At 67.6% G+C, this 21,765-nt stretch carries 24 protein-coding genes and 1 tRNA gene; 14 read left to right on the top strand and 11 right to left on the bottom strand.

What is annotated here, in order from left to right; translation table 11 throughout:
- Position 1: 1 nt before the first annotated feature.
- The gene (gene cyoA, locus EJO71_RS03080) at positions 2 to 1,027 is read right to left on the bottom strand and encodes a ubiquinol oxidase subunit II (protein WP_125946853.1); all 1,026 of its coding nucleotides are present in this window, start codon (positions 1,025 to 1,027) and stop codon (positions 2 to 4) included.
- Positions 1,028 to 1,207: 180 nt separating this feature from the next.
- Between cyoA and EJO71_RS03075 the strand changes: the two genes are divergently transcribed.
- The 3 genes from EJO71_RS03075 (at position 1,208) to EJO71_RS03065 (ending at position 3,626) form a co-directional block, all read left to right on the top strand.
- Positions 1,208 to 2,548: an MFS transporter gene (locus EJO71_RS03075; protein ID WP_125946854.1), complete on the top strand. Its 1,341-nt coding sequence runs from the start codon at positions 1,208 to 1,210 to the stop codon at positions 2,546 to 2,548.
- A gap of 62 nt (positions 2,549 to 2,610) precedes the next feature.
- Positions 2,611 to 3,300: an HAD family phosphatase gene (locus EJO71_RS03070; RefSeq protein WP_125946855.1), complete on the top strand. Its 690-nt coding sequence runs from the start codon at positions 2,611 to 2,613 to the stop codon at positions 3,298 to 3,300.
- Positions 3,297 to 3,626 carry a hypothetical protein gene (locus tag EJO71_RS03065; protein WP_125946856.1) on the top strand — a complete coding sequence of 110 codons (330 nt, stop codon included), beginning with the start codon at positions 3,297 to 3,299 and terminating at the stop codon, positions 3,624 to 3,626. The genes EJO71_RS03070 and EJO71_RS03065 overlap by 4 nt, the downstream gene beginning before the upstream one ends.
- On the opposite strand, the gene EJO71_RS03060 is transcribed toward EJO71_RS03065, so the two are convergent.
- The 5 genes from EJO71_RS03060 to EJO71_RS03040 all read right to left on the bottom strand — a co-directional run bounded on the left by EJO71_RS03060 (position 3,569) and on the right by EJO71_RS03040 (position 7,667).
- Positions 3,569 to 4,573: a 2-oxoglutarate and iron-dependent oxygenase domain-containing protein gene (locus tag EJO71_RS03060; RefSeq protein WP_125946857.1), complete on the bottom strand. Its 1,005-nt coding sequence runs from the start codon at positions 4,571 to 4,573 to the stop codon at positions 3,569 to 3,571. The two genes, EJO71_RS03065 and EJO71_RS03060, sit on opposite strands and share 58 nt — an antisense overlap.
- Positions 4,570 to 5,313 (bottom strand): amino acid ABC transporter ATP-binding protein, encoded by a 744-nt coding sequence (locus EJO71_RS03055; RefSeq protein WP_125946858.1) that lies wholly within the window; start codon positions 5,311 to 5,313, stop codon positions 4,570 to 4,572. The genes EJO71_RS03060 and EJO71_RS03055 overlap by 4 nt, the downstream gene beginning before the upstream one ends.
- Positions 5,310 to 6,020, bottom strand: a complete 711-nt coding sequence (locus tag EJO71_RS03050) for an amino acid ABC transporter permease (protein WP_125946859.1) — start codon at positions 6,018 to 6,020, stop codon at positions 5,310 to 5,312. The genes EJO71_RS03055 and EJO71_RS03050 overlap by 4 nt, the downstream gene beginning before the upstream one ends.
- Before the next feature lie 16 nt (positions 6,021 to 6,036).
- Positions 6,037 to 6,732, bottom strand: coding sequence for an amino acid ABC transporter permease (locus EJO71_RS03045; protein ID WP_125946860.1), 696 nt, complete (start codon positions 6,730 to 6,732; stop codon positions 6,037 to 6,039).
- A 104-nt stretch (positions 6,733 to 6,836) separates the two neighbouring features.
- The gene (locus EJO71_RS03040; protein ID WP_125946861.1) at positions 6,837 to 7,667 is read right to left on the bottom strand and encodes an ABC transporter substrate-binding protein; all 831 of its coding nucleotides are present in this window, start codon (positions 7,665 to 7,667) and stop codon (positions 6,837 to 6,839) included.
- Between the two features lie 206 nt (positions 7,668 to 7,873).
- Between EJO71_RS03040 and fabV the strand changes: the two genes are divergently transcribed.
- Genes fabV through EJO71_RS03025 form a run of 3 tightly spaced genes read left to right on the top strand, consistent with a single transcriptional unit; the run spans position 7,874 to position 10,783 of the window.
- Positions 7,874 to 9,070: an enoyl-ACP reductase FabV gene (fabV, locus tag EJO71_RS03035; protein WP_125946862.1), complete on the top strand. Its 1,197-nt coding sequence runs from the start codon at positions 7,874 to 7,876 to the stop codon at positions 9,068 to 9,070.
- Positions 9,071 to 9,097: 27 nt separating this feature from the next.
- Positions 9,098 to 9,517: a group II truncated hemoglobin gene (locus EJO71_RS03030; protein ID WP_125946863.1), complete on the top strand. Its 420-nt coding sequence runs from the start codon at positions 9,098 to 9,100 to the stop codon at positions 9,515 to 9,517.
- Between the two features lie 42 nt (positions 9,518 to 9,559).
- Positions 9,560 to 10,783: an FAD-dependent oxidoreductase gene (locus EJO71_RS03025; RefSeq protein ID WP_125946864.1), complete on the top strand. Its 1,224-nt coding sequence runs from the start codon at positions 9,560 to 9,562 to the stop codon at positions 10,781 to 10,783.
- A 25-nt stretch (positions 10,784 to 10,808) separates the two neighbouring features.
- On the opposite strand, the gene EJO71_RS03020 is transcribed toward EJO71_RS03025, so the two are convergent.
- Positions 10,809 to 11,465 (bottom strand): Smr/MutS family protein, encoded by a 657-nt coding sequence (locus tag EJO71_RS03020; protein ID WP_125946865.1) that lies wholly within the window; start codon positions 11,463 to 11,465, stop codon positions 10,809 to 10,811.
- Complete coding sequence (gene radC / locus EJO71_RS03015; RefSeq protein ID WP_125946866.1) at positions 11,465 to 12,142, bottom strand: DNA repair protein RadC; 678 nt, start codon at positions 12,140 to 12,142, stop codon at positions 11,465 to 11,467. The genes EJO71_RS03020 and radC overlap by 1 nt, the downstream gene beginning before the upstream one ends.
- A gap of 106 nt (positions 12,143 to 12,248) precedes the next feature.
- Between radC and EJO71_RS03010 the strand changes: the two genes are divergently transcribed.
- Genes EJO71_RS03010 through EJO71_RS03000 form a run of 3 tightly spaced genes read left to right on the top strand, consistent with a single transcriptional unit; the run spans position 12,249 to position 14,622 of the window.
- The gene (locus tag EJO71_RS03010; protein ID WP_125946867.1) at positions 12,249 to 12,692 is read left to right on the top strand and encodes an FKBP-type peptidyl-prolyl cis-trans isomerase; all 444 of its coding nucleotides are present in this window, start codon (positions 12,249 to 12,251) and stop codon (positions 12,690 to 12,692) included.
- Positions 12,689 to 13,660 (top strand): 4-hydroxy-3-methylbut-2-enyl diphosphate reductase, encoded by a 972-nt coding sequence (ispH, locus tag EJO71_RS03005; RefSeq protein WP_125946868.1) that lies wholly within the window; start codon positions 12,689 to 12,691, stop codon positions 13,658 to 13,660. Before EJO71_RS03010 ends, ispH begins: the two co-directional genes overlap by 4 nt.
- Entirely contained in the window at positions 13,657 to 14,622 is a 966-nt protein-coding gene (locus EJO71_RS03000; RefSeq protein ID WP_125946869.1) for a threonine/serine dehydratase, read from the top strand. The genes ispH and EJO71_RS03000 overlap by 4 nt, the downstream gene beginning before the upstream one ends.
- A gap of 103 nt (positions 14,623 to 14,725) precedes the next feature.
- Here the strand turns inward: EJO71_RS03000 and EJO71_RS02995 are convergent, their stop codons facing one another.
- On the bottom strand, positions 14,726 to 15,127 hold the full coding sequence (locus EJO71_RS02995) for a VOC family protein (RefSeq protein ID WP_125946870.1): 402 nt from the start codon (positions 15,125 to 15,127) through the stop codon (positions 14,726 to 14,728).
- 62 nt (positions 15,128 to 15,189) lie between these two features.
- On the opposite strand from EJO71_RS02995, the gene serS reads away from it, so the two are divergent.
- The 5 genes from serS (at position 15,190) to EJO71_RS02970 (ending at position 19,652) form a co-directional block, all read left to right on the top strand.
- Complete coding sequence (gene serS, locus EJO71_RS02990; RefSeq protein ID WP_125946871.1) at positions 15,190 to 16,521, top strand: serine--tRNA ligase; 1,332 nt, start codon at positions 15,190 to 15,192, stop codon at positions 16,519 to 16,521.
- Between the two features lie 59 nt (positions 16,522 to 16,580).
- Positions 16,581 to 16,670, top strand: a tRNA-Ser gene (locus EJO71_RS02985).
- 230 nt (positions 16,671 to 16,900) lie between these two features.
- The gene (chrA, locus tag EJO71_RS02980) at positions 16,901 to 18,274 is read left to right on the top strand and encodes a chromate efflux transporter (RefSeq protein WP_125946872.1); all 1,374 of its coding nucleotides are present in this window, start codon (positions 16,901 to 16,903) and stop codon (positions 18,272 to 18,274) included.
- A gap of 11 nt (positions 18,275 to 18,285) precedes the next feature.
- The gene (locus EJO71_RS02975) at positions 18,286 to 19,200 is read left to right on the top strand and encodes a Fe-Mn family superoxide dismutase (protein WP_125946873.1); all 915 of its coding nucleotides are present in this window, start codon (positions 18,286 to 18,288) and stop codon (positions 19,198 to 19,200) included.
- Positions 19,197 to 19,652, top strand: coding sequence for a chromate resistance protein ChrB domain-containing protein (locus EJO71_RS02970; protein WP_125946874.1), 456 nt, complete (start codon positions 19,197 to 19,199; stop codon positions 19,650 to 19,652). The genes EJO71_RS02975 and EJO71_RS02970 overlap by 4 nt, the downstream gene beginning before the upstream one ends.
- 4 nt (positions 19,653 to 19,656) lie before the next feature.
- Here EJO71_RS02970 and EJO71_RS02965 read toward each other — a convergent pair whose 3' ends face one another.
- Together EJO71_RS02965 and EJO71_RS02960 are read right to left on the bottom strand one after the other, a co-directional pair.
- Positions 19,657 to 20,706 carry a DMT family transporter gene (locus EJO71_RS02965; RefSeq protein WP_276311637.1) on the bottom strand — a complete coding sequence of 350 codons (1,050 nt, stop codon included), beginning with the start codon at positions 20,704 to 20,706 and terminating at the stop codon, positions 19,657 to 19,659.
- 100 nt (positions 20,707 to 20,806) lie between these two features.
- Positions 20,807 to 21,733 (bottom strand): OmpA family protein, encoded by a 927-nt coding sequence (locus EJO71_RS02960; RefSeq protein ID WP_240651240.1) that lies wholly within the window; start codon positions 21,731 to 21,733, stop codon positions 20,807 to 20,809.
- Between the last annotated feature and the right edge of the window lie 32 nt (positions 21,734 to 21,765).

Raw genomic sequence — 21,765 nt, 5'->3', positions numbered from 1 at the left:
CTTATTCTTCGGTGGTGCACATCGCGGTGACGTACTTGCGCTTGGGCGTATCGAGCGAGTCGATGTCCCAGGCCTGCTTGGTGGCAACGTTGAAGGCGCCGGGCTTGCCCATGCCGCCGCTGGCGTCGATGGCCATCATTTCCTTCATGCACATCTTGTTGCGGTCCACGCACTGGTTGAGGATCGCGTCGTACAGGTCGGAGGCAACGGTGGGGTAGTGGCGCACGGGCTCGCGCTCGCTGGGCACTTCGAGCTTCTTGTAGAGATCGCGCGAGAGTTCGCCGTCCTTGCCGGTCTTGACCTTCTGGACCCACTGGTCGAAGCCTTCGTTGCTCAGGCCGTGGAACTTGAAGCGCATGCCCGAGAAGCCGGCGCCGCTGTAGTTGGCGGAGAAGCCTTCGAACTCGCCCGGCTTGTTGATCACCGCGTGCAGCTTGGTCTCCATGCCCGGCATGGCGTAGATCTGGCCGGCCAGCGCGGGGATGAAGAAGGAGTTCATGACCGAGGAGGCCGTGATCTTGAAGGTGATCGGGCGGTCCACCGGGGCGGCCAGTTCGTTCACCGTGGCGATGCCCTGCTCGGGGTAGATGAAGAGCCACTTCCAGTCGAGGGCCACCACTTCGACCGTCAGCGGCTTGGTTTCCGCCGGGATCGGGCGCTGGGCGTCGAGGCGGCGCAGCGGCTGGTAGGGGTCGAGCACGTGGGTGCTGATCCAGGTGATGGCGCCCAGCGCGATGATGATGAGCAGCGGCGCCGCCCAGATCGCCAGCTCGAGCTGGGTGGAGTGGTCCCAGTCGGGGCTGTAGGTGGCCTCCTTGTTCGACTGGCGATAGCGCCAGGCAAAGAAGATGGTCAGGGCGATCACCGGAATGATGATGATCAGCATCAGCACGGTGGAGACGACGATGAGGCGTCCCTGCTGATGGGCGATGTCGCCGGAGGGGTTCATCAGCACCGTGTTGCAGCCCGCCAGTAGCATGGCGGAGAGCAGCAGGAGTGCTCGGCGAAGGTTCTTGAGGATGTGCATGCCGGGGGAAAAGAGGTGCAGGGGCGACGCAAAAAGACCCCACAATCTACGCTCGAAGACGGGTTTCGCCTATTGGACGTTTTGTCCTATGGCGGTAAATGTGATTCGGTGCGACGCTCTGGGGTCTCCCATGGTCTTATGGTGTCGCGCCGCGGCGTTACACCTGAATTACAGCAAGCAATGACGACGTCCAGCATCATTTCGCAAGGCGCACAGCCGCTGCCGAATCCGGCCGATCACGGCGGCGCCCGGCAGGGCGACGACCACTCGCACATCGCCCCCGGCGAGATCGCGGTCGGTGTGGTCATCGGCCGCGCCTCCGAATACTTCGACTTCTTCGTCTACGGCATCGCCTCGGTGCTGGTGTTCCCGGCGGTCTTCTTCCCGTTCGAGCAGCACCTTGAGGGTGTTCTCTATTCGTTCCTGATCTTCTCGTTCGCCTTCATCGCACGTCCGTTCGGAACTGTCATCTCGATGATGATCCAGCGACGTTTCGGGCGGGAAGCCAAGCTCACGCTGGCGCTTTTCGTGCTGGGCACCTCCACCGCCGGTATCGCCTTCCTGCCGGGCTATTCGAGCCTGGGCTTCACGGCCATCGTGCTGCTGTCGGTGTTCCGTTTCGGCCAGGGCCTGGCGCTGGGCGGTTCGTGGGACGGCCTGCCGTCGCTGCTGGCGCTGAACGCGCCCGCCAACCGCCGTGGCTGGTACGCCATGCTGGGCCAGTTGGGCGCTCCCATCGGCTTCTTCATCGCCAGCGCGCTGTTCGCCTACCTGTACTCGAGCCTGCCGTCGGAAGACTTCCTCGACTGGGGCTGGCGCTATTCCTTCTACGTGGCCTTCGCGATCAACGTGGTGGCGCTGTTCGCCCGCCTGCGCCTCGTGGCCACCGACGAGTACTCGCGCCTGCTCGAAGAGCGTGAACTGGAGCCCACCAGCGTGACCGAGTTGGTCAGCTCCCAGGGCAGCAACATCCTGATCGGCGCGTTCGCCGCGCTGGCCAGCTACGCGCTGTTCCACCTGATCACGGTGTTCCCGCTGTCGTGGATCACGCTGTATTCCGACCAGTCGGTCACCGAGTTCCTGGTGATCCAGATGATCGGCGCGGCCTTCGGCGCTGCCGGCATCGTGGCTTCGGGCCTGCTGGCCGACCGCATCGGTCGCCGCTTCACCCTGGGTGGCCTGGCTGCCGTGATCGCGGCCTTCAGCGGTTTCGCTCCCACGCTGCTCGACGGCGGCCGCATCGGGCAGGACATCTTCATCCTGCTTGGCTTCGTGATCCTGGGCCTGTCGTACGGCCAGGCGGCCGGCGCCGTGACTTCCAACTTCGCGCCGAAATACCGCTACGTCGGTGCCGCGCTCACGGCCGACGTGGCCTGGCTGATCGGCGCGGCCTTCGCTCCGCTGGTCGCCCTCGGTCTCTCGGCCCACTTCGGCCTGGCCTACGTGAGCGTCTACCTGCTGTCGGGCGCGATCGCCACGCTGGCGGCGCTGGGACTGAACCGGGCGCTGGCGCGCGACTGAGCGGTTCTTCCAGAATCATCCAAAAGGGGCCGTTTCGGCCCCTTTTTCATTAGGATGCCCCGATGTTCACCGCTGCAATCTTCGACATGGACGGGCTGCTGATCGACTCGGAGCGCCCCATCATGGCTGCCTGGATCGAGGCCGCCCGCACGCTCGACATCGAGCTTTCGCACAGCCAGTACCTGCAGGTGGTGGGGCTGGCCACCGCCGAGTCCGAGCACATCCTCGCATCGCTGCTGGGCGGGCCGGACGCCTACGACCACGCCGTGGCCCATGTCCGCCGGCGCCTTCAGCTGGAGCGCTCCGACGGTACGCCGCTGTTCCCCATCAAGCCCGGCGCGGCCGAGTTCCTGGCCGCGCTGCACGAACGCGGTACGCGTTGCGCCGTGGCCTCGTCGTCGACCAGCGGGCAGATCCAGGCCTGCCTGGGCAGCCTCGGCGTGCTGCATCATTTCTCGGCCTTCGCGGGCGGCGACGAAGTGGCGCGCGCCAAGCCCGACCCGGCGCTCTACCTGCTCGCGGCCGAACGACTGGGCGTGGACCCGGCGGAATGCATCGCCTTCGAGGACAGCGAGAACGGCGCCAAGGCCGCGCTGGCGGCGGGCCTGCGCGTGGTGGTCGTGCCCGATCTGAAGCACCCGCCCGCGTCCATCGTCGAGCGGGCGTTCCATGTGCTCGATTCGCTGCACGATGCAGTCGCGCATCTGCCGCGCTGGTTTCCGCAACCGGCGGAGAGGCAGCAGCCCGCATGATCAAGATCGGCATGCTCTGCCACGTGGTCGACAGCTGCCTGGCGTCGCCTTTCACGGAGCGTGCCGTGGGCCGGATCGTGGAAGTGGCCTCGCTGCCCTACGAGGCCCCCAGCGAGCGCTACCTGCCCGGCACCTACTACGACGTGCTGTTCGAGGGCTGGACCTTCTACTGCCGCAGCGACAAGCTCGTGCCCATCTCCGACCCCGATGCCGAGATCGAGCGATGGGAAGACGCCTTCCTCGATGAGCCTGGGCCTGCTCCAGCCATTCAGAGCACTTCGTCGCGCAACTGCGGAAACACCTTCGACACCTTCGCGAGCAGGTAGTCGCCGTAGCGCCCGCGGAAGGCGTGGACGTTGGCGCGGTCCCAGCGCTCGGCGCTGTCGTCGCGAGCCTCCGCGCCCGCGAGACCCTCGATGCGCTGCACGCGCGCCTCGAAATTCGGATCGAAGAACAGTGGGAACGACAGCCGGTCATGCCCCGAGGTGTTGCGCTTCACGCGGTGCGGCGTCGACTTGTAGAGCCCGCCGGTCATGCGGTCGAGCATGTCTCCGATGTTGCAGACGAACGAGCCCGCCACCGGCGGCGCATCGATCCAGCCGCCGGGCGTGTTCACCGCGAGACCGCCGATGTGGTCCTGGTGCAGGATCGTCAGCAGCCCGTAGTCGGTGTGCTCGCCCACGCCCCACTGCACGTCGAGACCTTCGGGCACCGGCTGAGACGGGTAGTTGAAGAGGCGGAACAGGATCAGCGGATCGGCCGTGTAGCGCTCGGCGAAGTAACCCGCCTCCAGGCCCAGGCTCAGCGCGATGCCTTCCATCAGCCGGTGGCCCAGCTGCGTGACGGCTGCCATGTACTCGAGGATGGTCTCGCGAAAGCCCGGCACGTCGGGGAACAGGTTGGGCCCGTGCACCGGCGTCTTTGCCTGCACCAGCGGATGCGTGGCGGGCAACTCGGTGCCGAGATACAGGCCTTCTTTCCAGTCGGGCCGGCCGGAGGTCAGCTCGCCGCCGAGCGGAAAGTAGCCGCGCCACGCGCGCCCGCCGAGGGCCATGCGCCACTGCATCTTGGTTTCCTCGGGCAGTTCGAAGAAGCGGTGGCTCAGGTCTTCGAGCCGCTTCACCAGCGCGGCATCGACGCCGTGGCCGGTCACGTAGAAGAAGCCGTGGGCGCGGCATGCGGCGCCGATCTGCGCGGCGACGGCGTCGCGCCCGTCCGTGCCATCCACGAGTGCGGCGACGTCGATGAGGGGGAGGGTGGTGTTGTCGGTCATGCGTCTCTCGCAAAAGGCGATCGGATGTCGGACAGGAACTGCTGCGCGCGCGGATGCTGCGGCCGGTTGAAGAAGTCGTCCGGCGTGGCGCGCTCCAGCACCTTGCCTTCGTCCATGAAGAGCACGCGGTCGGCCACTTCGCGAGCGAAGCCCATCTCGTGCGTGACGCAGACCATGGTCATGCCGTCGCGCGTGAGGTCGCGCATCACCAGCAGCACCTCGCCGACCATCTCGGGGTCGAGCGCGCTGGTGGGCTCGTCGAACAGCATCAGCGGCGGCTGCATCGCGAGCGCGCGGGCGATCGCCACGCGCTGCTGCTGGCCGCCCGACAGCTCGCCCGGCCATGCATTGGCCTTGTTCGACAGGCCCACGCGGCTCAGCAGCGCCATCGCGCGCTCGTCGGCCTGCTTGCGCGTGAGGCCGCGCAGCTGCATCGGCGCCATGGTGCAGTTCTGCAGCACCGTGAGATGCGGGAACAGGTTGAACTGCTGGAACACGAAGCCGATGCGCGAGCGGAATTCGTTCACGTCCAGGCCCGGCGCGTGGATGTCCTGGCCGTCGACGACGATGCGGCCCGACTGGATCGGCTCCAGCCGGTTGAAGGTGCGGATCAGCGTCGACTTGCCCGAGCCCGAGGGCCCGCACACGACGACGACCTCGCCCTTGTGGATGGTCTCGGTCACGTCGACCAGCGCGTGGTAGCTGCCGTACCACTTGTTGACTTTTTCGAGTTCGATCATGCGGACACCTTGGGTGCGACGGTGGACATGCCGCGGCGCGCGAGCCGGCGTTCGAGCCAGTAGGCGAAGCGCGACAGTCCGAAGCACAGAATGAAGTACGTGCCGCCCAGGATCAGGTAGATCTGCGCGGGCTTGGTGAACACCTGCGTGTTGATCTGCGTCGCGATGAACGACACCTCGGCCAGCCCGATGATGTAGCCCAGCGAGGTCTCCTTGATGGTCGAGACGAACTGGTTCACCAGCGAGGGCAGCATGCTGCGCAGCGCCTGCGGCAGCACCACGAGGCGCATCGCGGCGCCGTAGCCCAGGCCCAGCGCGCGGGCGGTTTCCATCTGCCCGCGCGGCAGGCCCTGGATGCCGGCGCGCACGATCTCGGCGAGGTAGGCGGCGTCGAACACCACCAGCGCGATCAGCATGGTGGTGAACTGGTCTGTCTTCACGCCGGTGACGCTGGGCAGGAAGAAGTAGGCCCAGAAGATCACCATCAGCAGCGGCAGCCCGCGCACCACGTACACGAAGCCCGTGACCGGCCAGCGCAGCCAGCGCCACGGGCTCACGCGAGCGAGCCCGAGCACGATGCCCAGCGGCAGCGCGAGCACGAGCCCGCAGGAGGCCAGCAGCAGCGTGAGCACCAGCCCGCCGAGCGGGCCGTTCGGGTACTGCCCGATGAGGAAGTAGACCCAGTAGTCGTTGATGATCTGAAGCATCGCGCCGTTGCCTTCCTCAGATCGTCCGCACCGGATACCGGTGGTGATACCAGGTGGCGATGGCCGTGATGGCGAGCGACACGCTCAGGTACGCCGCGCTCGCGAACGCGAAGGACTCGAAGCTGCGGAAGGTCGCGCTCTCCACCTGGCCGGCCTGGTACATCAGCTCCGCCACGCCGATCACGGTGGCGATGGAGGTGTTCTTCCACAGGCTCAGCGTCTGCGAGATCAGCGGCGGAATGGTCACGCGCAGCGCCTGCGGCAGCACCACGCGGCGCATGGTGGCCAGGTAGCTGAAGCCCATCGCCCGGCCGGCCTCGAACTGCACGGTGGGAATCGCGCGGATACCGCTGCGGATGTCTTCCGCCATGAAGGCTGCCGTGTACAGCGCGAGCGCGATGATGGCGCTGTAGGCCTCGATGTGCCCTGCGTAGAGCCACTGCTTGATGCCCTCGGGCAAAAGCTCGGGCGCGCCGAAATACCAGAACAGCATGTGCGCGAGCAGCGGGATGTTGCGGATCGACTCCACGTACGCAAAGCCGAGCCAGCGCAGCGGCGCGAGGGGCGACAGCCGCAGCAGTGCCACCACCAGCGCGATGGGCAGCGCCAGCACCAGCGATGCCGCGAGCAGCTGCAACGACAGCAGCAGGCCCGCGACAAGCATGTCGTGGTACTTGCCGGTGAGCAGCAAGGAATAGTCGAACAGGGGCATGGGGGGCGACAGTATCACCGCCGCGAGGGGCGGGGGCCGCTGGCCCCGTCCCGGCCCTCCCCGAATGGGGAAGGCGAAAGGCAAAGTCCCGGGAGGAGGGCGGATCAGTCGATCTTGTCGCTCTCGAGCTTGAAGTCGCGGGTCTGGAAGCCCGAAGCCGTGTCAGGGCCGTACCACTTGATGAAGATCTTCTGCGCCTCGCCCGACTTCTCGAGCTCGCGCAGCGTGTCGTCCACCACGGCCTTCAGGCCGGTCTCGCCCTTCTTGATGCCGATGGCCAGCGCCTCGGTGCTCAGGTTCTGCTTGAGCACCACGTACTGCGCCTTCTGCGGGCCCAGCTTGGCGTAGCTGCGCAGCAGCGCTGCCTCGTCGTCCACATAACCCACGCCCTTGCCCTGCTGCAGTGCCTGGAAGGCCTGCTGGCTCGTGTCGAAGGTCACGACCTCGACGTTGGGCACGGCCTTGCGGATGTTGGGCTCCTGCGTGCCGCCGCGGATGGTCAGCACCTTCTTGCCTGCGAGCTGTGGCACTTCGCTGATGCCGCTGTCCTTCTTCACGATGGCCTTCTGGCCGGTGACGAAGGTGGTGAGCGAGAAATCGATCTGCGCCTCGCGCTCCTTGTTGTGCGTGAGGCCGGCGGCCACCAGGTCCACGTGGCCCTGCTGCAGTTCCGGAATGCGCGCGGCCACAGCGATCTGCTTGAGCACCGGCTTCACGCCGATCTTCTTGGCGATGGCGTTCACCAGGTCCACCTCGTAGCCGACGATCTGGCGCGTCTTCGGATCGACGAAGGTCGCGGGCTCGTCGGTGCCGAGCACGCCGACGACCAGTTCGCCCTTCTTCTTGATGTCGGCCAGCTGGTCGGCGTGGGCGACGGTGCCGAGCAGGAAAGTGGAAGCGGCGACGGCCGCGGCTGCAATCAGGTTCATGCGCATGTTCTTCTCCTTGGTGGAAAGCAGAGGGGCGAGACCATATCAATAAAACCCCTGATTATTAAATCGTCAATCGACATATGCATATGGTTAAGCTGAAGGCCGCCTTTTCGGGCTGGGTTAAATTCGCGGCGCAAAAAAAAGCGCTTCGGGCGCCTTTCTCCCGGTCCTTCCCGCCTTCCTCCAGCATCTCTTCGAGCGAGATCCTCATGATCATCAAACCCCGCGTGCGCGGCTTCATCTGCGTCACCACTCATCCCACCGGCTGCGAAGCCAACGTCCGCCAGCAGATCGAATACGTCAAGGCCAGGCCCGCCATCGAAGGCGGTCCGAAGAAGGTGCTGGTGATCGGCGCATCGACCGGCTACGGCCTGGCCGCGCGCATCACGGCCGCCTTCGGCTGCGGTGCCGACACGCTCGGCGTGTTCTTCGAGCGCGCCGGCAGCGAGACCAAGCCCGGCTCGCCCGGCTGGTACAACACCGCCGCCTTCGAACGCGCGGCACACGCCGAAGGCCGCTACGCCAGGAGCATCAACGGCGACGGCTTTTCCGATGCGATGAAGCAGCAGGTCATCGACACCATCCGTGCCGATCTCGGGCAGGTCGACCTCGTGGTCTACAGCCTGGCCGCGCCGCGGCGCACGCATCCGAAGACCGGCCAGGTCTTCAACTCGGTGCTCAAGCCCATCGGCAAGGCGGTGAACCTGCGCGGTCTCGACACCGACAGCGGGACCGTGAAGGAAACAGTGCTCGAGCCCGCGACGCAGGAAGAAATCGACAACACCGTGGCCGTGATGGGCGGCGAAGACTGGCAGATGTGGATCGACGCGCTGCAGCAGGCCGGCGTGCTGGCCGACGGCGCGAAGACCACGGCCTTCACCTACCTGGGCGAGCAGATCACGCACGACATCTACTGGAACGGCTCCATCGGCGCGGCCAAGAAGGACCTGGACCAGAAGGTGCTGGACATTCGCGCACAGCTGGCAGCCAAGGGCGGCGACGCACGCGTGTCGGTGCTGAAGGCGGTGGTCACGCAGGCCAGCTCGGCCATTCCGATGATGCCGCTGTACCTGTCGCTGCTGTTCAAGGTGATGAAGGCGCAGGGCACGCACGAGGGCTGCATCGAGCAGGTGCACGGGCTCTACGCCGAAAGCCTCTACGGCGGCACGCCGCACATCGACGAGGAAGGCCGCCTGCGCGCCGACTACAAGGAACTGGCGCCGCAGGTGCAGTCGCGCGTGCTGGAGCTCTGGCCGCAGGTGACCGACGCCAACCTCGACGAGCTCACCGACTTCGCGGGCTACAAGACCGAGTTCCTGCGCCTCTTCGGCTTTGCGGTGGAGGGCGTCGACTACGAGGCCGACGTGAACCCCGATGTGGGCATTCCGGGCCTCGTGCAGGTCTAGAGGACGCCTCAAGGGATACTTCCGCCCATGCAGATTCAAGAAAAGCCGCCCGCCGGCACGCCGTTCGACTGGATCGGCGGCGAGCCCAAGGTGGAGGCGCTGGTCGAGCGCTTCTACGACCTGATGGACCTCGAACCGGCCTATGCGCAACTGCGCGCCGTGCACGGCACCAGCCTCGACAACGCGCGCCAGCGCCTCTTCTGGTTCCTGTGCGGCTGGCTGGGCGGGCCGCAGCACTACACAGACCGCTTCGGCCATCCGATGCTGCGCGCGCGCCACCTGCCGCAGAGCATCGGCGGCCACACCATCGGCATCAAGGAGCGGGACCAGTGGCTGGCCTGCATGGATCAGGCGATGGGGGAGACCGAAGTGCCCGAAGACTTGCGCGCGCGTCTGCGCGACTCTTTCTTCAAGACCGCCGACTGGATGCGCAATCGCGGTGAATGACCGCCGGCCAGAACACACAACGACTTCGAAAGACGCTTCTCCATGAATTCCATCGTCATCATCGGCGGCGGCCACGCCGCGGCCCAGCTCTGCGCCGGCCTTGCTGAAGCCGGGCAGGGCGCGCGCGTGCACCTGGTCTGCGAGGAGGCTTGCGAGCCGTATCACCGGCCGCCGCTCTCCAAGGCATTCCTCAAGAGCGCGGAGGAAACCACGCAGCCGCACAAGGCCGCCGACTGGTATCGCGAAGCGGGCATCACGCTGCACCTGGGCGATGCCGCCGTTGCGATCGACCGCGAGGCGCACACCGTCACGCTGCGTTCGGGCGCGATCCTGCCGTGGCAACAGCTGGTGCTGGCCACCGGCACGCGGGCACGCCAGATGCCCGACCTGAAGCCGGGCCTCGAGAACGTCGCGAGCCTGCGCGCGGCCGACGAAGCGCATCGCCTGCGCGAGCGGCTCGCAGCGGCCCAAAGCGTGACGGTGCTCGGCGGTGGCTTCATCGGGCTCGAAGTGGCGGCCACCGCCAAGGCGCTGGGCAAGACGGTGCAGGTGATCGAGAGCGCGCCGCGCCTGCTGGGGCGCGCCGTGTCGCCCGAGCTGTCGGCGCACGTGCTGGCCACGCATCGCGCGGCGGGTATCGACATCGTGCTCGGCGCACGGACGGGCGCGTTCGAGGTCGAGGGTGACCGGCTGGTGTCGCTGCAGGTCAACGGCGTGAAGCAGCCGGTCGACCTGCTGCTGCTGGGCATCGGCGCCGTGCCGGAGACAGTGCTCGCGCAGGCGGCCGGCATCGAGTGCGCGGACGGCATCGTGGTCGACGGCCACATGCAGACCAGCGCGACCGACGTGCTCGCAGTGGGCGACTGCACGCGCTTTCCCGACCGCCGCGCGGGCCGCGCGCTGCGGCTCGAATCGGTGCAGAACGCCAACGACCAGGCGCGCACGGCGGTCGCCACGCTGACCGGCGCGGCGCGTGCGCACGATGCGATAGCGTGGTTCTGGTCCGACCAGGGCAGCATGCGCCTGCAGATGGTCGGCCTGATGCCGGCCGAGGGCACGCCGGGCCTGAGCAGCGTGCGCCGCGCGGGGCCGAAGCCTGAAGCGTTCTCGCTGTTCCACTACGTCGACGGGCAGCTCGTGTGCGTCGAATCTGTGAACGCGCCGGTCGACCACATGATGAGCCGCAAGCTGCTCGAAGCGGGCCGCAGCCCGGATGCGGCGGCAGTGGCCGATGCAGCGGTGCCGCTGAAGAACCTGCTGGCCTGAGGAAACGCGGAAGGCTCCGTGCGGCTCAGCGCCGCGCAGGCGCCAGCAGCACCACCAGCGCCCCGGCACCACCTTCGGCCGGCTTGGCCTGCACGAAGGCGATCACCTCGTTCTTCTGGATCAGCCAGCGCTGGGTCTTGGTCTTGAGCACGGGCTGCTTGCCCGGAGAGCCCAGGCCCTTGCCGTGCACCACGCGCACGCAGCGCAGCCCCTGCTTGTTGGCATTGCGGATGAAGCTGCCGAGCGCCTCGCGCGCCTCGTCGCTGCGCAGCCCGTGCAGATCGACTTGCGCCTGGATGGCCCAGTCGCCCTTGCGCAGCCGTGCCGTCACGTCGGTGCCGATGCCGGGCCGGCGGAAGCTCATGGCGTCGTCCACGTCGAGCAGCGTGGTCACGTCGAACTCGTCGGAGAGCGATTCGCGCAGCACGCGCTGCTCGTCGAGCTGGTGCTGCACCGGGATGGGGGCGGGTGGCTCCGGCGCGAGCGGCACCACGGCCTTGCGGCGCAGCGGCTCGGTGGCGCCGATGGCGCGGGCGAACAGGTCTTTCTCGGCGGCGCGCTTGCGTTCGGCCTGGGCCTTGGCTGCAGCCTCGGCGGCTTCGCGCTCGCGGGTTTCGGCGAGCGCGCGCTGCACCTGCTTGAGGTCGGCGAGGTTCTTGAGGGAAGGGGAGCGCGCGGCCATCAGATCAATCCCTTTTCGGCCATCGAAAGGCTCTGTCCGGGGCTTACGATGATGTGGTCGAGCACCCGCACGTCCACCAGCGCGAGGGCGGCGCGCAGCGTCTGCGTGAGCGATTCGTCGGCGCGCGAGGGCTCGAGGCTGCCGCTGGGGTGGTTGTGCGCCAGCACCACGGCCGCGGCCCGGTGGTGGATGGCGCGCGTGACCACCTCGCGCGGATAGACGCTGGTCTGCGTGAGCGTGCCGCGGAACATTTCCTCCAGCGCGATCAGGCGGTGCTGCACGTCGAGGAAGACCACCGCGAACACTTCGTGGGGGCGCGTGCCGATGTGCAGCTGCAGGTACTGCTTGACCGTCTCGGGCGAGTCGAACACCGCGCGCTCGCGCAGTCTTTCGCCCATGGCGCGGCGCGCCAGCTCGAGCACCGCGATCAGTTCGGAGCGCTTGGTGCTGCCGCCCATGCCCTTGACCGACTTGAGGTCTTCGGCGCCGGTGTGCAGCAGCCCCGAGAGCCCGCCGAAGCGTTCGAGCAGCTGCTGCGCGAGCTGCAGCACGTTCTTGCCCGCCACGCCGGTGCGCAGCAGCAGGGCCAGCAGCTCGGCGTCTGCCAGCGCGGAAGCGCCGCGCGAGATGAGCTTTTCGCGCGGGCGGGCGTCTAGAGGGAGGTCCTTGAATGCCATGAAACCCTGGGTGAAACCTTGGCGGAGCCGGGTGGAAGTCCCGGTCCTTAAAATGAAGCCCAGTTTATCGGGACACCTCCCTCTCTTTGCCCACCTCCGCTGCTCCATGTCCCAAGTCGTGAATTCCGGCTCTTTTCTCACCCTGCACTACCGGCTGGCCGGCCCGGCGGGCGACATCATCAACACTTTTGCCGACAAGCCCGCGACCCTGTCGCTGGGGACCGGCGAGCTTTCTCCAGCCATGGAGCAGCGCCTGATGGGCCTGGAAGAGGGCACGCACGCCACCTTCGAGCTGCCCGCCGGCGAGGCTTTCGGCGATCGCAATCCCGACATGCAGCAGTGGGTGGCCAGGAAGCTGCTCGCGCAGATGGGCGACCCCGACGAGCAGTACGCCGTCGGCGACGTGGTGCAGTTCCCCACGCCGGACGGCACGGGCAGCTACGCGGGCGCGGTGATCGAATCGAACGAGACCGGCGTGCGCTTCGACTTCAACCATCCGCTGGCGGGCCAGCCCGTGACCTTCGAAGTGAAGCTCATCGGCGTGCTATGAACACCACCGGCATCTCCGAAGTCATCCTTGCCGAGCCGCGCGGCTTCTGCGCGGGCGTGGACCGCGCCATCGAGATCGTCGAGCGCGCCATCGCCAAGTTCGGCGCGCCGATCTATGTGCGCCACGAGATCGTGCACAACACCTACGTGGTGAACGAGCTCAAGTCCAAGGGTGCGATCTTCATCGAGGAACTGTCCGACGTGCCGCCCGGCGCCACGCTGGTGTTCAGCGCGCACGGCGTGAGCAAGGCGGTGGAGCAGGAGGCGCGCGACCGCGGCTTCTCGATCTTCGACGCCACCTGCCCGCTGGTGACCAAGGTGCACGTCGAGGTCGCCAAGCTCGCGAAGGAGGGCTACGAGTTCATCATGATCGGCCACAAGGGGCACCCCGAGGTCGAGGGCACGATGGGCCAGCTGTCGAGCGGCATCCACCTCGTGGAAGACGTGGAAGACGTGGCGAAGGTCTCGCCGGCGCAGACCGAGAGGCTCGCGGTGGTCACCCAGACCACGCTGAGCGTGGACGATGCCGCCGACATCGCCGCCGCGGTGCGCGCGCGCTTTCCCAGCGTGCGCGAGCCCAAGCAGCAGGACATCTGCTATGCCACCCAGAACCGCCAGGACGCGGTGAAGATCATGAGCCCGCAGGTCGACCTCGTGATCGTGGTCGGCAGCCCCACCAGCTCCAACAGCAACCGGCTGCGCGAACTGGCGCAGCGGCTGGGCACCGAGAGCTACATGGTCGATTCGGCCGCCGAACTGAAGCCCGAGTGGTTCGAGGGCAAGACGCGCATCGGCCTCACGGCCGGCGCCTCGGCCCCCGAAGTGCTGGTGCGCGAGGTGATCGACCGCGTGCGTGCGTTCGGCGCGGTGTCGGTCCGCAAGATGGACGGCATCGAGGAGACCATCAAGTTCCCGCTCCCCAAGGGCCTCAAGCTCGACGACATTCCGCCTCCTGGACACATCTCTTGAATCACACGCAAACCATCGACTGGCGCTCCGAAATCAATAGCGCCTCGCAAAGACTGGGCGAGCGCGCCGGCCACTTCCTGCGCGAAACGCCGCTGTGGAAACTGCCTGCGGCGGCCTTCGGCATCGAGGCGCCGGGCGCCGAGATCTGGCTCAAGCTCGAGCACACGCAGGTCAGCGGCAGCTTCAAGGCGCGCGGCATGATGAACCGGCTGCTGGCCAACGACATCCCGCAAAGCGGCGTGGTCGTCGCCTCCGGCGGCAACGCGGGCATCGCCACGGCCGCCGCTGCGCGCGCGCTGGGCGTGCCCTGCCAGGTGTTCCTGCCGGGCGTGTCGCCCGAAGCCAAGCGCGCGCGGCTGCGTGCGCTGGGGGCGGAAGTGGTCGTCGTCGGCGAGCTGTATCCCGATGCGCTGGCCGCGTGCCTGACGCGCCAGAAGGAATCGGGCGCCTTGCTCACCCATGCCTATGACCAGCCCGAAGTGGTGGCCGGTGCCGGCACGCTGGGCCGCGAGATCGAGCAGCAGGGCGGCCTGCCCGATGCAGTGCTGGTGAGCGTGGGCGGTGGCGGCCTGATCGGCGGCCTCGCCGCGTGGTTCGAGCAGCGCGCCCGCGTCGTGGCACTCGAACCCGAGAAGGCGCCCACGCTGTTCCGTGCCCGCGAAGCCGGCGAGCCGGTCGATGTGGAAGTGGGCGGCATCGCGGCCGACTCGCTCGGCGCGCGCCGCATTGGCGCCATTTCGTGGGAAATCACGCAGCAGCAGGTGCGGCAGGCGCTGCTGCTGTCCGACGAATCCATCCGCGCCGCCCAGCAGTGGCTGTGGAAGGAACTGAAGCTGGCAGTGGAACCGGCCGCAGCACTGCCGCTGGCGGCGCTGCAGACCGGTGCCTACGTGCCGGGCGCGGGCGAGAAGGTGTGCCTGATCGTCTGCGGGGCGAACGTCGATCCTTCGACAGTCGCCTGAAAAGCAGGGCGGCCGCCGCCGGGCCGCCCCAAGGCGAGCCGCGCCTCCCCCTTGGGGGGTGGCGAATTACACGGAGCGAAGCGCAGTGAAAAGCCGGGGGGCTCTACTTCTCGCAGTTCACCATCCAGGCCACGCCGAACTTGTCGGTCAGCATGCCGAAGCCCGTGGCCCAGAACTGCGGGCCATAAGGCATCGTCACCTGGCCGCCTGCGGCCAGCGCGTCGAACAGCTTCTTGCCCTCGTCCACGTTGTTGGCCTGCACCGACAGCGAAAAGCCCTTGTAGCCCTCGAAAGGCCATTCGGGCGGGGCATCGGAGGCCATCAGCTTGTGGCCGCGGGCCTCGAGCGTGGCGTGCATGATCTTGTCCTTGTAGGCAGCGGGCGTGTCGCCGCCAGCCGGGCTCTCGCCGAAGGTCATGCTGAAGACAACCTTGCCGTCCAGCGCCCTGGCGTAGAACGCGAGCGCTTCGGCGGCGTTGCCGTTGAATGTCAGATAGGCTTCCATCGTTGAATCCCTTCGAGGTGGGGTGGTGGGGCGCCGATGCTACGCCCACCTAAAATCCCCCCATGCTTGACATCACCCTGCTCCGCAAAGACTTGGCCTCCGCAGTGGCCGGCCTCGAAAAACGCAAGAAGAACCAGCCTTATCTCGACGTGTCGGCGTTCACCGCGCTCGAGGCCGAGCGCAAGACGCTGCAGACCCGAACCGAGGAAATCCAGGCGCGCCGCAACACGCTGAACAAGCAGATCGGCCCGCTCAAGGCCAAGGGCGAATCGGTCGATGCGCTGATGGCCGAGGTCAACGCGCTGAAGGCCGAGCAGGAGTCGCAATCGAAGCGCCTCGACGAGATCCAGCCCGAGCTGCACGCGCTGCTGCTCGCCGTGCCCAACCTGCCGCACGCCAGCGTGCCGGTCGGCGAGGACGAGACCGGCAACGTCGAGATGCGCCGCTGGGCTCCGCAAGGCGGCGCCGATGCCAACGCCACGCCGCTGGCCTTCGCGCCGAAGGACCACGTCGACCTCGGCGCGCCACTGGGCCTCGATTTCGAGATGGGCGCCAAGCTCGCGGGCTCGCGCTTCACGGTCATGAAGGGTCCGATCGCCCGCCTGCATCGTGCGCTCGCGCAGTTCATGCTCGACATCCAGACCGAGAAGCACGGCTACAGCGAGTGCTACGTGCCCTACATCGTCAACGCCGCCACGCTCAGCGGCACCGGCCAGCTGCCCAAGTTCGAAGGCGACCTGTTCGCCGCGAAGAAGGGCGGCCAGGACGGCGAGCCCGCGCCCGACCATTCGGCGCTGTACCTCATTCCGACCAGCGAAGTGCCGCTGACGAACTTCGTGCGCGACGAGGTGGTGGCCGAGTCGCAACTGCCGATCAGGCTCACGGCTCACACGCCGTGCTTCCGTTCAGAAGCCGGCAGCGCGGGCCGCGACACGCGCGGCATGATCCGCCAGCACCAGTTCGACAAGGTCGAGATGGTGCAGATCGTGCACCCCGAGAAGAGCTACGACGCGCTCGAGCAGATGACGGGCCACGCCGAGGCCGTGCTGCAGGCGCTGGAGCTGCCGTACCGTGTCGTGCTGCTGTGCACGGGCGACATGGGCTTCGGCTCCACCAAGACCTACGACCTCGAAGTCTGGCTGCCGGCGCAGGACACCTACCGCGAGATCAGCTCGGTCTCGAACTGCGAAGCCTTCCAGGCGCGCCGCCTGCAGGCCCGTTTCAAGAACGCGCAGGGCAAGAACGAACTCGTGCACACGCTCAACGGCTCCGGCCTGGCGGTGGGCCGCACGCTCGTGGCCGTGCTGGAAAACCACCAGAACGAAGACGGCTCGATCAATGTGCCTGCGGCGTTGCGCCCGTACCTCGGCGGACTCGAAGTTTTGCGCGGTTGATTGCAGGGGGCTTCAAAAGCCCCGTTTTTGTCTGCTAGAATCGTAGGCTCGACAGCACCGGAGAGGTGGCAGAGTGGTCGAATGTACCTGACTCGAAATCAGGCGTACTAGCGATAGTACCGAGGGTTCGAATCCCTCCCTCTCCTCCAAGAATGGCCCCGCAAGGGGCTATTTTTTTGCCCATTTCTCTCTGAAACGCAGATTGGCGGAAGCGGCGCGCGCCCGGAAACGGCGGCCCCTGGCGCGTCGATCCGCAAGAGAAAACCAACCGGGAAGCCGGTCGTCCTGCTACGATTCCCGTCCCGGGAAAACAGCCTCCCGGTCTGCAAAGTCAGACGGTGTCCCGTCCAAGCGCTGGTGACTCATAACGGAGCCATCCGTGGACACCGCATTGCCTGAGCCTTCTTCCCCTGCGCAATCCGCGCCCATCCAGCCCATCTCCTTCGCCGAAGCATTCCGCTTCTGGCTCAAGCTCGGCTTCATCAGCTTCGGTGGCCCCGCCGGGCAGATCGCGATCATGCACACCGAGCTGGTCGAGCGACGGCGCTGGATCAGCGAGAAGCGTTTTCTGCACGCGCTGAACTACTGCATGCTGCTGCCCGGCCCCGAGGCCCAGCAGCTGGCCACCTACATCGGCTGGCTGATGCATCGCACCCGGGGCGGCATCGTCGCTGGTGCGCTGTTCGTGCTGCCGTCGCTGTTCATCCTGATCGCGCTGTCCTGGATCTACATGGCCTACGGCAACGTGCCGGCGGTGGCCGGCATCTTCTACGGCATCAAGCCGGCCGTCACCGCGCTGGTGCTGCACGCGGCCCATCGCATCGGCACCCGGGCGCTGAAGAATCCGTGGATGTGGGGCATTGCGGGCGCGGCTTTCGTGGCCATCTTCGCGTTCGACACGCCGTTCCCGGCCATCGTGGTCGGTGCCGCGCTGATCGGCCATTTCGGAGCGCGTCGGGCGCCGGGCGTGTTCGCGCCGGGCGGTGGCCACGGCGGTGCCAAGGAGGGCTACGGACCGGCGCTGATCGACGACGACACGCCGACCCCGGCGCACGCCCGCTTCACGCGCGGCCGTCTTGCCAAGGTGCTGGGCGTGGGGCTCGGCCTGTGGGCCCTGGCGATGATCGTGCTCGTGGCAACCCAAGGCTGGCAGAGCGCGCTGGCGCAGATGGGCTGGTTCTTCACCAAGGCTGCCCTGCTGACCTTCGGTGGCGCCTACGCCGTGCTGCCCTACGTGTACCAGGGGGCGGTCGAGCACCACCACTGGCTCAACGGCACGCAGATGATCGACGGCCTTGCGCTCGGAGAGACCACGCCAGGGCCGCTGATCATGGTGGTGGCCTTCGTCGGCTTCGTGGGCGGCTGGCTGCAGCAGGTCGCGGGGCCGGGCGCCCTGTTCGCCGGCGGCGCGCTGGCGGCCACGGTGGTGACCTTCTTCACCTTCCTGCCGTCGTTCATCTTCATCCTCGCCGGCGGGCCGCTGATCGAGGCCACGCACGGCAAGCTCGGGTTCACCGCGCCGCTGTCGGCCGTCACGGCCGCGGTGGTCGGCGTGATCCTGAATCTCGCGCTGTTCTTCGCGTACCACGTGCTGTGGCCGCAGGGTTTCGGCGGGCGTTTCGACGCGCTGTCCGCGGTCATCGCGGTGGCGGCGGCCGTGGCGCTCTTTCGCTTCAAGGTCGGCGTGATGCCGCTGCTCGGCGCCTGCGCGGCCGTCGGGCTGCTGGCGACCCTGGTGCCCGGGCTGCGCTGAGGAGATGCGCCATGGACGCCATCGCACAACCGCTGCCGTTCGACCCCGCGACGATCCGCGGGCTGTCCGCAAGGCTGCTGAGCAGCCATCACCAGAACAACTATGGCGGGGCCGTGAAGCGGCTCAATGCCATTCGTGCGCAGCTGGCGAAGGAGCCCGTTGCGGGCCTGGCCGGTTTCCAGCTCAACGGCCTCAAGCGCGAAGAGCTGGTCGCCACCAATTCAATGCTGCTGCACGAGCTGTACTTCGGCGGCCTCGGCGGCGACGGCCAGGCCATGGAGCCTGCCATGGCGCTGGCCCTGGCCGCCAATTTCGGCAGCGTCGAGCGATGGCGGGATGAATTCACCGCGATGGGCAAGGCGCTCGGCGGTGGCTCCGGCTGGGTGCTGCTGGTGTTTCAGCCGCGCGAGGGCACGCTGGTCAACCAGTGGGCAGCCGATCACGCGCATGCGATTGCCGGCGGCGTGCCGATCCTTGCGCTGGACATGTACGAGCACGCCTATCACATGGACTTCGGCGCGTCGGCGGGCGCGTACGTCGATGCCTGCGTGGCCTGCATCGACTGGGCGCGCGTCTACGAGCGCTACCAGCTCGCGGTGCACGGTGCGAGTGAGCCTTTCGGTGCCGGGCAGCACGAGCTGGCCGGAGCCCTGGTGCTCGACGTGCGACGCGCGGGCGTCTTCGAGCGCGCCCAGGCGCTGATTCCCGGCGCGCACTGGCGCGACCCGGCCGCCGTTTGTGACTGGTCGCGCGAGCTTCCGACCGATCGCGACGTCATCGTCTACTGCGTCTACGGCCACGAAGTAGGCCGGTCGACGGCCATGCGGCTGCGTGCGGCCGGCGTGAAGGCCCGCTACCTGCGCGGCGGGATCGACGGCTGGCAGGCAGCCGGCCTCCCGCTTGCCGCGAAAGGAGACACGCCATGAAATGGATCACGCGCGAGCGCCCGAAGATCGACCGCATTGCCTGCCCGTGGCTGGTCCTGCGTTTCATCGACCGGGAGGCCGAGTTCCTGTACGTGCCGAAGACCGACGTGCTGCGCATCGCGGCCGAGACGGGCGCCGTGCCGTATGACATTCCCGGCGTCGAGCTCAGCCACGTCGGGGAGCTGTGCAGCTTCGATGCCTTCCTTGCGAAGTATGGGCTGGCCGATCCGGCGCTCCAGACGCTGGCAACGATCGTGCGGGGCGCCGACACCTCGCGGCTCGACCTGGCGCCGCAGTCGGCGGGCCTGTACGCCATCTCGCTCGGCCTCTCGCGCGTTTTTGCGGACGATCACGAGATGCTGCGCCACGGCCTGGTGATGTACGACGCGCTCCATGCCTGGTGCCGCGACGGCCAGGGCGAAACGCACAACTGGCCGCCGGCCATGGCCTGAGGCCTCAGTGCGGATGCGCGTGATGCGCGTCCGGCACATGCGCATGCGTGTGGCGCAACGGCGCGTGGTGGTGCGAATGGCTGTGCTCGCCCGCTGGCATCGGGTCGTGCACGTGGTCGTGATGGCCGTCGTCATGCCGATGCGCGTGCTCGTGATCGAGCGGCTCATGGTCGTGTGTGTGACCATGGGATTCCGCCAGATGGAGGGCGACACCGGCAAGCATCAGAAGGCCGCCGGTCGCCATGCCCCAGCTCAAGGCGCGGTCCCCGAGCGCGATGGCGACCAGCGCACCGATGAACGGCGCGAAGGCAAACACCGAGCCGGTGCGTGCCGCGCCGAAGGCCCGCTGCGCCAGCAGGTAGAGCCGCAAGCTGAGTCCGTAGCCGCTCGCGCCGATGGCGAGCAGTGCAAGGGCGGCGGTCCAGCCGGGCAAGGGCTCGCCCGCCGCAACGGCGAGCACTGCCGTGGCGCCTGCGCCAAGCAAGGATTTGCCGAGCACCACCTGGCCTGGATCGCGCTCGGCCAGCGCGCGCGACAGGGTGTTGTCGATGCCCCATGCAGCGGTGGCCGCCAGCACCGCGAGCAGCCCCAGCAATTGCACGCCGCCGCTGAGGCCGCGGTCGATCACAAGCACCATGCCGCCGGCGAGCAGCAGCAACATCGCGCTCCAGACGCGGCGGTCCATCACCTCGCGGTAGAGCGTGCGCGCCAGCACCGCGGTGAACAGCGCTTCGAGCGCGAGCATGAGCGAGGCGCTGGTGCCGCTGGTGTGCTGCAGGCCCCAGGCCAGCGCCACGGGGCCGATGACGGCTCCGAACAGGGCCATCCACGACAGCCGCTTCAGGTCGGCGCGCCGCAGGGCTGCTTCGCGCTCCACCGGCTGGCGCAGCCAGGCGCCCATGAATGCGGCACCGGCATAGAGCAGGGCGGCGGTGGTGAAGGCGCCGAGTCCCGCGCCGGCGCGCTGGACCAATGGCGTGCTGATGCCGAACAGCGCCGCCGCCATCAAGGCTAGCAGGCCGCCGCGCAATGCAGGGAGATGAAAGAGGGGCACGTCTTCAGTCCTTCGATGGCCGTTGCCGCGATTCTGCCCGGCAGCGGGCGGAACCGGTGCCGCGGTTCATCCGGGATCGAGGCGGGCGTACCGCGCGAGTTCAAGACCCTGGCCGTCTCTGCGCAACCTCGATCTCGACACGCCGGTTCGGAGCGAGGCAGTCGATCAGTTCTGCTCGCTTCGCCTGTGCACATTGCACCTTCGGCTCCGATGCGCCCTTGCCCTGGACCTGCATGGCCTGCGCCGGTACACCGGCCTGCGCCAGGTAGTTGCGCACGGTATCGGCGCGCGCCAGCGAGAGTGCCTGGTTGTAGCTGCTGCTGCCGAGCCGGTCGGTATGGCCCGTGATCCTGATCGAATCCACCGATCCGGCGCTGCCCTTGATGTCGCTCGCCAGGGCGTCCAGCTTGCGCCGGCCTTCGGGCAGCAGGTCGGCCAGCGAACGGCCGTCGAAGCGGAAGAGGCCGTCGGCGCCGAGCGTCGTCTTCACGGGAGCGACCGCCGGCTGAACGGGCGCGACAGGTCTCGCCGCCACGGGCGCGGGCCTGAGCAAGTCCGCGCAGCCCGGTCCCTTCCAGTACAACCCGTTGGCCAGCACGTCTGCATTGAAGCGGACCATGTACTGGCAGGTGATGTACTCCGGCCCCGCGCCGGTGCGGAAGTGGAAGATGTAGTTCCACTCGCGCACGCCGCCCAGCCCCTCGCTGAAGTGCGGAAAGCCCAGCAGCTCGCGCACTTGGTCCTTGCCCATGCCGGTGCGCATGGTGCGCAAGGCCTCGAGGCTGGGGAAGGCGCCCTGCTGCCACTTGGCCGAGGTCGGTGCGGGAAAGTCTTCGTCTTTCGGCGGCGCCGGGTTTTCCGAAGCGGCCCTGGCCTGCATCTCCGGCGTGATGGTGTAGCTCGGGCTGGCGCAGCCGCCAGCCATCAGTGCAGCGAGGCAGAGCGCGGCGAGCGGCGCGACGCGAACCGCGGGAACAGTGGAAAGGGAAAGAGAAGGGGTCTCGGCCTGAAGAGTCTTGTTGTTCATGATGGAGTTCGTCCTGTTCATCGGTATCGCGA

Origin of the sequence: Variovorax sp. 679, from assembly GCF_003952185.1 — a bacterium.
Classification (GTDB): Bacteria; Pseudomonadota; Gammaproteobacteria; order Burkholderiales; family Burkholderiaceae_C; genus Variovorax.
The sequence above is the reverse complement of the archived record's forward strand: the minus strand, read 5'-3'. Positions and strand labels throughout refer to the sequence as shown.